The sequence below is a fragment of the Microvirga sp. 3-52 genome, from assembly GCF_018383585.1.
Lineage (GTDB): Bacteria > Pseudomonadota > Alphaproteobacteria > Rhizobiales > Beijerinckiaceae > Microvirga.
Window position 1 is genome coordinate 191237 of the sequence record NZ_JAHAMK010000002.1, and the last position, 13370, is coordinate 204606.

The 13370-nt window shown below is 62.0% G+C and carries 10 protein-coding genes and 2 tRNA genes; 4 read left to right on the forward strand and 8 right to left on the reverse strand.

All coding sequences use genetic code 11. The features are described 5' to 3' along the window. Positions 1–67: 67 nt before the first annotated feature. Positions 68–1414 carry an Nramp family divalent metal transporter gene (locus KHP60_RS02880; protein WP_213562063.1) on the forward strand — a complete coding sequence of 449 codons (1347 nt, stop codon included), beginning with the start codon at positions 68–70 and terminating at the stop codon, positions 1412–1414. Positions 1415–1545: 131 nt separating this feature from the next. Here the strand turns inward: KHP60_RS02880 and KHP60_RS02885 are convergent, their stop codons facing one another. From KHP60_RS02885 to KHP60_RS02905, 5 genes are all read right to left on the reverse strand, one after another. Beyond that, positions 1546–4254 carry a valine--tRNA ligase gene (locus KHP60_RS02885; RefSeq protein ID WP_213562064.1) on the reverse strand — a complete coding sequence of 903 codons (2709 nt, stop codon included), beginning with the start codon at positions 4252–4254 and terminating at the stop codon, positions 1546–1548. Positions 4255–4403: 149 nt separating this feature from the next. Then, positions 4404–4982, reverse strand: a complete 579-nt coding sequence (locus KHP60_RS25410; protein ID WP_213562065.1) for a PopZ family protein — start codon at positions 4980–4982, stop codon at positions 4404–4406. Between the two features lie 120 nt (positions 4983–5102). After that, the gene (locus KHP60_RS02895) at positions 5103–6464 is read right to left on the reverse strand and encodes a TolC family outer membrane protein (protein WP_249688466.1); all 1362 of its coding nucleotides are present in this window, start codon (positions 6462–6464) and stop codon (positions 5103–5105) included. Positions 6465–6704: 240 nt separating this feature from the next. Further along, positions 6705–7367: a protein-L-isoaspartate O-methyltransferase gene (locus KHP60_RS02900; RefSeq protein WP_213562067.1), complete on the reverse strand. Its 663-nt coding sequence runs from the start codon at positions 7365–7367 to the stop codon at positions 6705–6707. Positions 7368–7390: 23 nt separating this feature from the next. Further along, positions 7391–7464: transfer RNA gene (locus tag KHP60_RS02905), tRNA-Cys, on the reverse strand. Positions 7465–7675: 211 nt separating this feature from the next. On the opposite strand from KHP60_RS02905, the gene KHP60_RS02910 reads away from it, so the two are divergent. The 3 genes from KHP60_RS02910 (at position 7676) to sseA (ending at position 9896) form a co-directional block, all read left to right on the forward strand. Then, positions 7676–7750, forward strand: a tRNA-Asn gene (locus KHP60_RS02910). A gap of 545 nt (positions 7751–8295) precedes the next feature. Further along, positions 8296–9018, forward strand: coding sequence for an alanyl-tRNA editing protein (locus KHP60_RS02915; RefSeq protein WP_213562068.1), 723 nt, complete (start codon positions 8296–8298; stop codon positions 9016–9018). Between the two features lie 23 nt (positions 9019–9041). Beyond that, on the forward strand, positions 9042–9896 hold the full coding sequence (gene sseA / locus KHP60_RS02920) for a 3-mercaptopyruvate sulfurtransferase (RefSeq protein WP_213562069.1): 855 nt from the start codon (positions 9042–9044) through the stop codon (positions 9894–9896). A 63-nt stretch (positions 9897–9959) separates the two neighbouring features. Here sseA and KHP60_RS02925 read toward each other — a convergent pair whose 3' ends face one another. The 3 genes from KHP60_RS02925 to KHP60_RS02935 all read right to left on the reverse strand — a co-directional run bounded on the left by KHP60_RS02925 (position 9960) and on the right by KHP60_RS02935 (position 13294). Next, positions 9960–10676: an amino acid ABC transporter ATP-binding protein gene (locus KHP60_RS02925; protein WP_152710371.1), complete on the reverse strand. Its 717-nt coding sequence runs from the start codon at positions 10674–10676 to the stop codon at positions 9960–9962. 78 nt (positions 10677–10754) lie between these two features. Next, complete coding sequence (locus KHP60_RS02930; protein WP_213562070.1) at positions 10755–12074, reverse strand: amino acid ABC transporter permease; 1320 nt, start codon at positions 12072–12074, stop codon at positions 10755–10757. Positions 12075–12082: 8 nt separating this feature from the next. Continuing rightward, positions 12083–13294, reverse strand: a complete 1212-nt coding sequence (locus KHP60_RS02935) for an amino acid ABC transporter permease (RefSeq protein ID WP_213562071.1) — start codon at positions 13292–13294, stop codon at positions 12083–12085. Positions 13295–13370 lie beyond the last annotated feature (76 nt).

The following is a 13370-nucleotide window of genomic DNA, read 5'->3' on the forward strand; positions in this document are numbered from 1 at the left end:
TCTTGCCGAGACGTTTGATCCAGGCTAGCTTCTTATTGCAAATAGTTTGCAACTGCAGAAAGAATCCATGGACCAGTCCGCCCCCATTTCCCTTGTGCAAAAGGCCGCCTGGCGGAATTCGCGAGACCTGCCCTCCCTGCCGGAGGTCAATCGCTCGATTGCGGTGCGCCCCGGATCCGTGTGGCGGCGGGCTGCAGCCTTTATGGGCCCCGGCTATCTGGTGGCCGTGGGCTACATGGACCCGGGCAACTGGGCGACCTCCATCGCCGGCGGCTCGAAGTACGGCTACGCCCTCCTCTCTGTCGCGCTGATCTCCAACATCATGGCGATCGTCCTGCAGTCTCTTTGCGCCCGCCTGGCAGTTGCCACCGGTCGCGACCTCGCCCAGGCCTGCCGGGACGCCTATCCGAAACCGGTCGCCTGGGGGCTATGGCTCCTCGCGGAGCTTGCCATCTGTGCCACAGACCTCGCGGAGGTGATCGGCACGGCCATCGGCCTCAACCTTCTCTTCGGCATCCCGCTCGAGATCGGCGTGATCATCACGGCGCTCGACGTGTTCCTGATCCTGTATCTTCAGAATCTAGGCTTCCGCTGGGTCGAGGCCTTCATCATCACTCTGCTCGGCGTGATCGCGGTTTGCTTCGGCATCCAGATCGCCATGGCCGATCCGAATTGGGCCGGCGTGATTGCGGGCTTTGCCCCGACGACCGAGATCGTCACCAATCCCGACATGCTCTATCTCGCTCTGGGCATCCTGGGCGCGACGGTCATGCCGCATAACCTCTATCTGCATTCGGGCATCGTGCAGACCCGTGCCTATGGCGAAACCCTGAACGAGCGGCGCGAGGCCCTGCGCTTCGCAACTCTCGACTCGACCATCGCCCTGATGTTCGCGCTGACGATCAATGCGTCCCTTCTCATCCTTGCGGCCGCTGCCTTCCACCACACGGGCCGGTCGGAGATCGCAGAGCTCGGCGAAGCCCATACCCTTCTCCAGCCGATCCTCGGCAGCGCCATTGCGCCGATGCTCTTCGGCCTGTCACTCCTATGCTGCGGCCTGAACTCGACGGTGACCGCGACCATGGCAGGCCAGATCGTCATGGAGGGCTTCATCAACTTCAGGATGGCACCCTGGTTGCGCCGCCTTGTCACGCGCGGCATCGCGATCATTCCGGCAGCAGGCGTAACCATTGCCTATGGCGAGGGTGGCACGGCAAAACTCCTGATCCTGAGCCAAGTGATCCTGAGCCTTCAGCTTCCCTTCGCGGTCATTCCGCTCGTGACCATGACCGCCTCGAAGAACAAGATGGGTGCCCTCGTCACGCCCCGCTGGCTGACGGCTTTCGCAGGCATCATCGCCGCGGTAATCGTGGCGCTGAACGTGAAGCTTCTGGTGGACTTCGTGATCGGGTGAGCGGCCCGAACCTCACACTCGCGTCATGGCCGGGCCTGCCCCGGCCATCTTGATCGGAAGAGCGCCACGCTTTTCAAATCAGGATCACCGGCACAAGGCCGGTTGATGACGCGTGTATCAAAGGGACTGCCTCACGCATCCCTGAGACGCCCGAGCGCCTCTTCCATTTTCGCCTTGCGGGTCAGCGCCTCTTCGCGACGCTCGCGCTGCTCCTCGACGACTTCCTCGGGTGCGCGCTTGATGAAATCCGCATTTCCAAGCTTCGCGTCGATCTTGCCGACCTCCACGTCGAGCTTCTGGATCTCCTTGGCGAGGCGGGCTCGCTCGGCGTCGAGATCGATCACGCCCTCCAGTGGCAAGGCCGCAACCTCACCACGGATGAGGAGCTGAATCGAACTCTTCGGAGCTCCGGCGGCGTAGGAGATGTCCGAGAGACGTGCGAGGCGCTTCACGATATCGCCCCAGCGTCCGGCGCGACCCTGAACGTCGGCAGAGGAGGCGACGAGCACCAGTGGGATCTGCGCGCCGGCCGGCACGTTCGTTTCGGAGCGAGCGGAACGGATCTCGTTCACGAGATCAACTACCCAGCCGATTTCGGCCTCGGCCTGCTCATCGATGAGATGATCGAGGTTTGACCAGGCGGTCAGAGCCAGGATCGTCTCGCGCTTCGGCCCCTCCTGACCCTTGATGGCCCAAAGTTCTTCCGTCAGGAACGGCATGAAGGGATGCAGGAGCTTGCAGATCTCGTCGAAGATGAAGGCGATCGTCGCGCGGGTCTCGTCCTTCGCAGGCGAGTCCGCTCCCTGCAGCACGGGCTTGGCCAGTTCGAGAGTCCAGTCGCAGAACACGTTCCACACGAAACGATAGGCCGAAAGCGCCGCTTCGTTGAACTTGTAGTTCTGGATGCCCGCGGACACCTCGCGGATCGCCTTGGCGCATTCGCTGAGCGCCCACTTGTTGAGCGTCTCCTGCACCGATGCCGGATCGAAGCTGGCATCGCGCTTGCACTCGTTCATCTCGGCAAAGCGCGCGGCGTTCCAAATCTTGGTCGCGAAGTTGCGGTAGCTTTCCACGCGCTGAACGGAGAGCTTGATGTCACGCCCCTGCGCCGCCATGGCGGCAAGCGTCATGCGCAACGCATCGGCGCCGTACTGGTCCACCACATTGAGCGGATCGATGACGTTGCCTTTCGACTTCGACATCTTTGCGCCCTTCTCGTCACGGACGAGGGCATGGATATAGACCGTATCGAAGGGCACCTCTTCCATGAAGTGCAGGCCCATCATCATCATGCGGGCGACCCAGAAGAAGATGATGTCGAAGCCGGTGACGAGAGTGTTGGTCGGATAATACCGTTTCAGTTCCGGAGCGTCGTCCGGCCAACCGAGAGTCGAGAACGGCCACAGCGCTGAAGAGAACCAGGTGTCGAGCACGTCGTCGTCGCGCTTGAGCGGTACCTCTCGCCCATTCTTCGCGCGTGCTTCTGCCTTGGCGTCCTCCTCGCTCATGGCGACGTAAACATTGCCCTGATCGTCATACCAGGCCGGGATCTGGTGGCCCCACCAGAGCTGGCGGGAGACGCACCAGGGCTCGATGTTCTCGAGCCACTGGAAGTAGGTCTTCTCCCAGTTCTCGGGCACGAACTTGGTCTCGCCCTTGCGCACGGCCCCGAGGGCACGCTCCGCGAGCGGCTTCACGTTCACGTACCATTGATCCGTGAGATAGGGCTCGATCACCACGTTCGAGCGATCACCGTGCGGCACGGTGTGAGCGTGCGGCTCGATCTGGACGAGGATCTCGCGCTCCTCCAGCATCAGGACGATGCGCTGGCGCGCCTCGAAACGGCCGACGCCGTCGAGGGCCAGGACTGCCTTGAGATCGTCAGTCTGCTCAAGGCCCTCCAGGAACGCTTCGTTGCCGGCAAGAGCAAGTTGAGCCTCGGTGCCGAAGATGTTGATGAGCGGCAGCTTGTGGCGCTTGCCGACTTCGAAATCGTTGAAGTCGTGCGCGGGCGTGATCTTGACCGCGCCCGTGCCCTTCTCGGGGTCGGAATACTCGTCTGCCACGATAGGAATGCGCCGGCCGACCAGCGGCAGGATGGCAAACTTGCCGACCAGATCCTTGTAGCGCTCATCGTCCGGATGGACGGCCACGGCCACGTCGCCGAGCATCGTCTCGGGACGCGTGGTTGCCACCGTGATGGAGCGGTCGGGCATGCCCTCGACGGCATAGCGGATGTGCCAGAGATTGCCCTTCACCTCGATCTGCTGGACCTCGAGATCCGAGATTGCGGTCTGGAACTTAGGGTCCCAGTTCACGAGGCGCTTGTCCTTGTAGATCAATCCCTGCTTGTAGAGGTCGACGAAGACCTTCAGGACGGCGCGGGACAGGCCCTCGTCCATGGTGAAGCGCTCTCGCGACCAGTCGCAGGAGGCGCCAAGGCGCTTGAGCTGCCGCACGATGGTGCCGCCGGACTCCTCCTTCCACTCCCAGACGCGGTTGATGAACTCCTCACGGCCAAGGTCGCGGCGCTGGATCTGGCGCTCTGCGAGCTGGCGCTCGACGACCATCTGCGTGGCAATGCCCGCATGGTCCATGCCCGGCTGCCAGAGCACGTCCTTGCCCCGCATGCGCTCGAAGCGGCACAGAATGTCCTGGATCGTGTTGTTGAGAGCATGCCCCATATGGAGCGAGCCGGTCACGTTCGGCGGGGGAATGACGATCGTATAGGGTACCGCGTCCCTGCGATCCGCGCGACCGGCCTTGAAGGCCTCAGCCTCTTCCCAGCGGGCGGAAATGCGTGCTTCGACAGCGGAAGGATCGAACGTCTTGTCCATCATGATGAATACCGGTCTTTTGGCGCGAAAACGCGCAAGCAAGACGGCTACAAACCGGACGGATCGGTCGAAGTCAACAGAGGGGCGACAATCTGAGCGCAGCGCGCTTCAAAAGTGGCCAAGCCTTCCGCAGGATTGGCCCGACCGACGGCTCAGCCCCGGCTGCGAGTCACGCGCTCGATTTCATCCCGCACTAGCCGCTCGACTAGGGAAGGAAGATTATCATCGAGCCATGCCTTCAGCATGGGACGCAGCATCTCCTTCATGAGATCCTCGACGGTCTGAGGCTGGCTCGGCTTCAAGGAAGCGCTGAGAAGGTCGAAGGCGCCCGAAACCGAAGCCCCGGTTTCGCGAGAGATAAGGGCATCGGCCACTTCAGGCTCGACCGCCGGGGTTATGGCCAGCGCTTCGCGGACGGCAGCCGGTACCATCCTCGGTGCAGCCTGCTCGTCGGGAACGTGGCGATCCTCCAAGATGTCGTCTTCGGAATGCGCATCAGCGCCCAGTGCCTCACCCCGGCTCCAAGGACCGAGCACCGACTCATTCGGGCTTGAGGCGATCAGCGGAGACACGTGAAGCTCGGCAATGTCGAGGACGTTGCTGAGAGGAGAGGTGCCCGGCTCATCACGCTCGGAGGGTCGCAGCGTCTCATCATCAGAGATGATACGCCTGATGGAAGCCAAAATTTCTTCCATCGATGGCTCATTAACCTTCAGGCTCGCAGAACCCATAGCCGCATCCAAATCAAAATACGCAAGAATCACATTCGAATGAATGTAAATGAAGTATTTTACGTAACCTTAAAGAAAACAAGCGGGGCCAGAACTTTTTGGTTCTGGCCCCAAAACTTATCAACGACCGTCGGGTGTGCTCGTCCCGACCCAAAGATCTTTCACCTGATCATAATGGATCTTCGCGCTGTAATGGTTAACCTTGAGGCCAAGCGCCCGTGAGTTGAGGCGGCCCATCGCATTGACGAGGCTGTAGGAAGCCACGACCCGGTCGCGCTGAGCCGTGATGAGGTTCACGCGGGCATTCAGCAATTCCTGCTGAGCGTTCAACACGTCGAGAGTGGTACGCTGGCCGACGCGGGCTTCTTCACGCACACCGCTGAGTGCGGTCTCGGCGGCATCGATCTGCGCCTGAGCGGCGACGATCTGAGCGCGAGCCGCTTCCAACCGTCCCCAGGAGGAACTCACGGCGGCACGAACCTGATCGCGAACGGAATCGGCTTCGAGACGGCGCTGCCCGGCCGTTTCCTTGGCCTGACGAGTCGCGGCGTAAGCCTGGCCGCCTTCGTAGATCGGTACGGTCAGCCGGGCGACCACCGAGGCTGAAAGCGCCGCATCACCTGACTGTTGCCGGTCATAGCGCTGGTCGACGGCGCCGGCCACGCCAAGCTGCGGAGCAAGGGCGCCCTGCTCGATCTTCACCTGCAGCTCGGCCACATCGACAGCGTGCTGACGGGCCTTGATGGCCGGATGCTCATTGAGGGCGACTTTCAGCGCCGAATCGACATTGCGTGGGGTCAGGCGGTCCAGAGGACGTCCGGGTGCCAGCTGAGCAGGCTCGACGCCGACAACCTGGCGATAAATTGCAATGCTGTTGCGCAGAGTTGCCTCGGCGAGGCTGGCCTCGGATCGTGACGCTGCCAGACGGGCCTCCGCCTGGGCGACGTCAGTCCGGGTCACCTCGCCGACGTTGAACCGGTCCTGGGTCTGACGCAGCTGCTCGTCGATGACCTCGACGTTATTGCGCTGCAGGTCGAGGATGGCCGTATCCCGCAGGACGTCCATATAGGCCGTCGCCGCATCGAGCAGGATGCTCTGCTCGGTGCTGTTCAGGGTCTCCCGCGATCCGAGGACGGAGGATTCCGCCGCTCGGACCCGGTTCTGGGTTCGAAACCCGTCGAAGATCGTCTGATTGAGCTCAAGGCCGACCCCGCGAGGGTTCAGTGCACTTCTGGTAGTCGTGTTCGCCGAGAAACGCGACGCTGGACTCTCCGCCGAGGTCCAAGTCCTGCCGGCATCGGCCGTTGCATTAATCGTCGGGCGATAGCCGGACTTGGCTTGGGCCACCGTCTCGTCCGTCGCGCGGACATTCGCCCGCTGGGCATTCAAATCCGGATTGTTGCCATAAGCACGTGCCAGAGCACTTTCCAGGGTCTCGGCCGACACTCCGCCAAGGCCGGCCAGCACGAACACCGAGGTCATAGCCCCAAAGAGCAAGCGATACGTCTTCCTGGAATGCTTTTTCTTCACGCGCACCTGCCTAGCGACCAATACGGAACAACCGCAACAGCCGCCGTTTTCAGAAACCACTACGACTCAAAGCGCAACAATACCCAAGGGAACAGAGTCGGCAACAGCGCGTTAGAGCCAACTCGATTTTAGCTTGGGAGTGGCGCAAAAAAGCGACACTCCCGGCCGAGGAAATTAAGGATCTGAAAGGAATTAGAACGAGAAGCCCGGAGCTTGGACAAAGGGTGCCAGGAGCGGTGCCGCAGCTTCGAACAGGCTGCGTTCGCCGATGGCATCGCCAGAGCGGACATAGAGCATGGCCCGGGCGGCACGTCCCCGCCCCTTGACACACACGAGACGGCCGCCCTCAGCCAGCTGCTGGAGGAGGCCCTCAGGACGAACCTCGACGGAGCCGTTCAAGAGAATGGCGTCATAGGGGGCGTGGGCGGCATGGCCCTGTTCGAGAGGCCCCGTCACGACAGTGACATCGCCAGCGCCGGCGGCGTTCAGGCACTGCCTGGCAGCAGCCGCAAGAGCTTCATCCGCTTCGAGAGCCGTCACCTGGGCACCGAGCGAATGGAACACCGCCGAGGCGTAGCCCCGGCCGCAGGCGACATCGAGGATCTTGTCCCCTGCATCGATCTCGAGCGCCTGGATCAGGCGGCCGAGGATCATTGGGGAAAGCATATAGCGGGTCTCGCCGCCATCACTGACGAGGATATCCTGATCGATATAGGCAAGTGCCTCACGGCCTGGAAGCACGAAGAGCTCCCTCGGGACGCTGTCCATGGCATCCAGGAGAGACATGTCGTTCACATCGAAAGTGCGCAGCTGGCCATCAACCATCATGCGGCGCGCCTGGGTGAAATCGACCATGGATAGAGCCTTCAGAAATTTGTTGGAGGCCTCGCCCGGAATCGAACCGGGGTGCAAGGATTTGCAGTCCTCTGCGTAACCACTCCGCCACGAGGCCATCCGGGGCGTGTCGCGACCGCGACGGCTGCTCCATAGCAACCATCCCCCCAAAGAGCAACAGGCCCTTTTCGGTCCCGTGCGCCAACAATGCACTTGCAACCGTCGAAACCCGTGCTATATGCCTCCCACCTCGCCGAAGGAGACGTCCTCAGAGACTTCCGCGGCGCTCATGAAGCCGATATAAGGCTTTTTTGAAAGGTGTGGCTTATTCCGGCGTGGCGCAGCGGTAGCGCAGCGGACTGTTAATCCGTTGGTCGTAGGTTCGAATCCTACCGCCGGAGCCAACCTTTCCAGTGCTCATCCCCGGCAGACCCAATCGGCCCCCCTCGGCCATGCGTTGTATCGCAGGTTCGAAGCGTGACTATGATCCGGTGCCATGAGCACCGGTTCACGATCTCCTATCCCGGTCTGACGATCATCGTCTCGCCGATTCCCTGCCCTCGCCGCAGCCGCGGCAAGCCGATCGCAGGTTCTGTGCTTTGCTGTTGTCGAAAACGGCTCGGACGCAGTGCATTCGCTGGACAATGCTGCCCGCTTTCCGCACCCTCGTGCCTAAGCTGGCATGACAGCCTTTGGCCTTCATCCACAAACCTTGAGGCGCCCGTCCCATCTTCTCGATTGAGCGGAAATCAGGCTGAGCCAGACCTGTCCCGGTACCGTCGCCCCCTGGTCTCGCGCGTTTGAAGCCTCCGCAGCCTTCACGGCGTGGCTGAGGCACTTTCCTGACATTCGACCAACGAAGCGACTTGACCCGCAAAGCTCATTGCCGTCAGCATCGCCCCTCATTTTCCGCATGGGCTGCTCAGCCTGTTCATAACTCGAGACGATCATGACCGCGACCACGCTTCTTTTCCGCGATGATGCCTATGCCGCTTCCTGTGAAGCCCGCGTTCTCGGGACCACTCCGGAGGGTGGCGTCGTTCTGGATCAGACCGTGTTCTATGCTCAAGGAGGCGGGCAGCCGGGAGACGTGGGTGCTGTCCTGAGGGCGAACGGCGACCGGTTCGACATCACGAATGCGGTTTACGGCGCCGACCGCTCACAGGTCGTTCATCTCGTCGGGCCCGAGGCGGCATCGCGCTTCGAAGCAGGTGAAACGGTAGAACTGCAGCTCGATTGGCCCCGTCGCCTGAGGCGCATGCGCGTCCACACCGCGCTTCACCTGCTCAGCGTCGTCCTGCCCTACCCGGTGACCGGTGGCGCCATCGGCGAGGGCGACGGGCGGCTCGATTTCGACATTCCCGACGCCGGCCTCGACAAGGCGGAGATTACGGAGAAGCTCAATGCGCTGATCCAGCGCGATGCGCCGGTCACGGAGCGCTGGATCACGGACGAGGAACTCGATGCCAATCCGGGGCTCGTGAAGACCATGTCCGTGAAGCCGCCACGCGGATCGGGCCGCGTCCGATTGGTGGAAATCGAAGGAATCGACCTCCAGCCGTGCGGCGGCACCCATGTCCGCCGCACCGGCGAGATCGGCACGGTCGCAATCACCGACATCGAGAAGAAGGGCAAGCAGAATCGCCGCGTTCGCATCTCCCTGGTCGACTGAACTCATCTCTCAAGGAACTGCCAATGTCCCAGCCATTCGTCTCGACCTCCTGGCTGCAGGAGCACCTGAACGATCCGAACCTCGTGGTCGTGGACGGCTCCTGGTATCTCCCGACCCAGAACCGCGACCCGCAGGCCGAATACCTCGCAGGCCACATTCCCGGCGCTGTGCGCTTCGACATCGATACGGTGAAGGACACGTCGTCCTCCCTGCCCCACATGCTTCCCTCGCCGAAGGATTTCGCGAAGGCCGCGGGCGCCATGGGAATCAGCGAGGACACGACCGTTGTCGTTTATGACGGCATCGGCCTCTTCTCGGCGCCGCGCGTTCGCTGGATGTTTCAGGTGTTCGGGGCTCGCGACGTTTCGATTCTGGAAGGGGGCTTTCCGGCCTGGAAAGCCGAGGGGCACCCGATCGAGACGGGTCCCGAGAAACCTCGTGAGGCCAAGACCTTCACGCCGTCCTTCGACGCCTCGGTCGTTGCCGATATCGCCGAGGTTCGGGATGCAATTGGATCAGGCGCGGCCCAGGTGGTCGATGCCCGCGCGGCCGACCGCTTCAGAGGAGAGGCGCCCGAGCCCCGCCCCGGCCTCAAGGCCGGTCATATTCCCGGGAGCAGAAATCTCCCCTGGAGCGAAATCGTCGACAATGGCCGCTTGAAGGACAAGGCGAGCATCGAGCAAGCGATCCGCCAGGCCGGGCTCGACCTCGAACGTCCGATCATCGCCAGCTGCGGGTCCGGCGTCTCCGCCGCCATCCTGTCTGTCGCCTTCGAGACCTTGGGGCGTCCCGCCGACGCCATCTATGACGGCTCATGGTCCGAATGGGGCGCGCGGGAGGATCTGCCCGTGGAGACGGGACCGGCGAAGAAAGCCTGAACACACAGACCAACAAAAAGGCCCCGAGACATCTCGGGGCCTTTTCGTTTCGCAGGATTCGTCTCAGTGAAGGATCTGGCTCAGGAACAGCCGGGTGCGCTCGTGCTGTGGGTTCTTGAAGAACTCGTCCGGGGTGTTCATCTCAACGATCTGCCCGTAATCCATGAAGATCACCCGGTCGGCCACCTGGCGTGCAAAGCCCATTTCATGGGTGACGCAGAGCATGGTCATGCCCTCGTCGGCGAGGCCCACCATGGTATCGAGCACTTCCTTCACCATTTCGGGATCGAGCGCCGAGGTCGGCTCGTCGAACAGCATGATCTTGGGGCTCATGCAGAGCGAGCGGGCGATCGCCACGCGCTGCTGTTGTCCGCCGGAGAGCTGGCCCGGGTACTTGTTCGCCTGCTCGGGGATCTTGACCCGCTTTAGGTAGTGCATGGCGATCTCCTCCGCCTCCTTCTTGGGCATCTTCTTCACCCAGATCGGCGCGAGCGTGCAATTCTCGAGAATCGTGAGATGCGGGAAGAGATTGAAGTGCTGGAACACCATGCCGACTTCGCGACGAACCTCGTCGATGCGCTTGAGATCGTTGAGGAGCTCCGTGCCGTCGACGATGATGCGGCCCTTCTGGTGCTCCTCCAGGCGGTTGATGCAGCGGATCATCGTGGACTTGCCGGAGCCCGAGGGACCGCAGATGACGATGCGCTCGCCGCGCCTGACATTGAGGTTGATGTCCCGCAGCACGTGGAACTCGCCGTACCACTTGTGCACGTCGATCATCTGAACGGCGGCTTCGGCTTTAGGGTCGATGTCGACGGTGCGGAGAGTTTGGGATGACATTGTGGTCGCCATGAGTGTTTACCGATTCTGACCTGACGCAAGGCGCCGCTCGACGCCGAGCGAGTACCGTGACATTCCGAAGCAAAAGACGAAATAGAACAGGGCCGCGAAGGCATAGCCCGTAATACCGATGGTCGGAGCCGCCCAGTTCGGGTCGATGCGGGAGGCTTCGATGGTCTTCACCAGATCGAAGATGCCGACGATGGCGACGAGCGAGGTATCCTTGAACAGGCCGATAAAGGTATTCACGATGCCGGGAATCACGATGCGCAGGGCCTGCGGCAGGACGATGAGGGTCATCATCTGCGGATAGTTGAGGCCCAGGGACATCGCGCCTTCATACTGGCCCTTCGGCATGGCCTGGAGACCGCCGCGCACCACCTCGGCCATGTAGGCGGAGGCGAAGAGCGCCGTGCCGATGAGAGGACGCAGCAGGCGGTCGACCGTCATGTCGCCGGGAAGGAACAGCGGCAGCATGGTATTGGCCATGATCAGCACGGTGATCAGCGGCACGCCGCGCACGAACTCGATAAAGATCACCGAGGCCATCCGCACGATGGGGAGCTTCGAGCGCCGCCCCAGCGCCAGCACGATGCCGAAAGGCAGCGAAACCACGATACCGACTGTCGCGACGAGCAGCGTCACCAGAATGCCGCCCCACAGGGACGTGGGCACATGGGCCAAGCCGAAATCGATATCGATGAGGGCCAGGGTCACGCCGATCACCGCGACGATGCCGCCGCCCATGATCAGCGCCGGACGCATGGCGGTCTTGAGCAGCGCCGCGAAGAAGGCGAACAGGGCAACCACAAGGGCGCCGAAGATCGCGAAGCCGATCCAGAAACGGACGCCGAAATCGGCGTTTCCGCCGGTCAGAAGGACATAGGAGACGATCGGGAAGATCCAGAAAAAGTAGACTGCTCCCAGGTCCCGGCGCGGCGCCCGAAGCCACAGCAGCCAGACGACGCCGATCGCCAGAAGAGCGAAGAACATGTCCACCCGCCAGCGCTCGGAGATCGTATAGGAACCGTAGATGAAGTAGTTGATCTTGTCCCAGATGAAGGCCCAGCAGGCGCCGGTCTCGCTGCCGCCCGTATCGGCGCGGCAGGCGGCCCGGTCGGTGCCGGTCCAGACCGCATCGATGAGCAAGAATCGGACCAGCGGCGGAACGATGACATACAGGAGGTAGAACACCACCAGCGTCAGGATCGTGTTGAAGGGGCCGGAAAACAGATTCTCCCGGATCCAGGCGACAGGGCCGCGCGCCAGATTGGGCGGAGGCAGCGCCTCCACCTGCTTGGCGCGGACGAAACGGGGGATATCGACGGCGGTGCTCATGCGATCTCCTACCGTTCGACGATCGCCACACGGCGATTGTAGATATTCATGATGAATGAGGTCACGAGACTGATCGTCAGATAGACGCCCATGGTGATGACGACGACTTCGATGGCCTGGCCGGTTTGATTGAGCACGGTTCCCATGAAGACCTGCACGAGGTCGGGATAGCCGATGGCCACGGCCAGTGACGAGTTCTTCGTCAGGTTCAGGTACTGACTGGTCAGGGGCGGGATAATCACGCGCATCGCCTGTGGGATCACCACAAGGCGAAGGGTTTGCCCCGGCGTGAGGCCAAGGGAGCCCGCAGCTTCCGTCTGCCCCTTCGACACGGCGAGAATGCCGGCGCGCACGACCTCGGCAATGAAGGCGGCCGTATAGGTGACGAGGCCAAGAAGCAGCGCCACGAATTCCGGCAGGATCTGCATGCCGCCCGTCAGGTTGAAGGTGCCCTTGCGCGGCAGCTCGAAGGTGATGGGATTGGTACCCACCAGGGCAAGGACGATCCAGGTCAAGACCGGCAGGACGAGAACCAACGCCAGCGTAACCTTGCCGACGGGATATTGCCGCCCGGTCTGCTCCTGCTGCTTCCTGGCCCAGCGGCGGTACAAGAATGTTCCGATAAGACCGATCAGGAGGACCGCAACGAGAATCGAAATATTGGGCCCATAAATGGGCTTGGCCATGAAGAGGCCACGGGCGTTGAGATAGAACCCCGCACCCATCTCGAGTGAATTGCGCGGCTGCGGCAGGGCGCCGAGAACGGCGATGTACCAGAACAACAGCTGCACCAGCAGCGGAATGTTGCGCAGCACCTCCACATAGACCATGGCGACCTTAGCGACCATCCAGTTCTTGGACAGGCGGGCGATGCCGATGACGAATCCGAGGATTGTCGTGAAGAAGATGCCGATGGCGGAAACGAGCAGGGTGTTCAGAAGGCCGACGATGAAGGCGTCGCCATAGGTTCCACCCGCGGCGCTGAACTGGATCAGCGTCTGGCTGATGTCGAAGCCTGCGGTATTGTTGAGAAAGCCGAAGCCTGAGGCGATCTTGGCGCGCTGCAGGTTCTCGATGGCATTCGTCGCAGCCATATAGAACAGGTAGACGATCCCGACGATGAGAACGACCTGATAGAAAATTCCACGAACCTTGGGATCGTATAGGAACGATTTCTGGGGGGGCGATGTCTGACTGACAGCGGTCTGCACTGAGTTCATCCTCTGACGGCTTTTTTATTTTATACCGGGCCGTCCTCCCCTGTTCATGCGCGGGCTGACCCCATGAACGGGCGGC

What these genes read in the sequence shown, in the direction of transcription:
- KHP60_RS02880 (WP_213562063.1), top strand. Translation starts at nt 68, where the DNA reads ATGGACCAGTCCGCCCCCATTTCCCTTGTGCAAAAGGCCGCCTGGCGG.
- KHP60_RS02885 (WP_213562064.1), bottom strand. Translation starts at nt 4,254, where the DNA reads ATGATGGACAAGACGTTCGATCCTTCCGCTGTCGAAGCACGCATTTCC.
- KHP60_RS25410 (WP_213562065.1), bottom strand. Translation starts at nt 4,982, where the DNA reads ATGGGTTCTGCGAGCCTGAAGGTTAATGAGCCATCGATGGAAGAAATT.
- KHP60_RS02895 (WP_249688466.1), bottom strand. Translation starts at nt 6,464, where the DNA reads ATGACCTCGGTGTTCGTGCTGGCCGGCCTTGGCGGAGTGTCGGCCGAG.
- KHP60_RS02900 (WP_213562067.1), bottom strand. Translation starts at nt 7,367, where the DNA reads ATGGTCGATTTCACCCAGGCGCGCCGCATGATGGTTGATGGCCAGCTG.
- KHP60_RS02915 (WP_213562068.1), top strand. Translation starts at nt 8,296, where the DNA reads ATGACCGCGACCACGCTTCTTTTCCGCGATGATGCCTATGCCGCTTCC.
- sseA (WP_213562069.1), top strand. Translation starts at nt 9,042, where the DNA reads ATGTCCCAGCCATTCGTCTCGACCTCCTGGCTGCAGGAGCACCTGAAC.
- KHP60_RS02925 (WP_152710371.1), bottom strand. Translation starts at nt 10,676, where the DNA reads ATGATCGACGTGCACAAGTGGTACGGCGAGTTCCACGTGCTGCGGGAC.
- KHP60_RS02930 (WP_213562070.1), bottom strand. Translation starts at nt 12,074, where the DNA reads ATGAGCACCGCCGTCGATATCCCCCGTTTCGTCCGCGCCAAGCAGGTG.
- KHP60_RS02935 (WP_213562071.1), bottom strand. Translation starts at nt 13,294, where the DNA reads ATGAACTCAGTGCAGACCGCTGTCAGTCAGACATCGCCCCCCCAGAAA.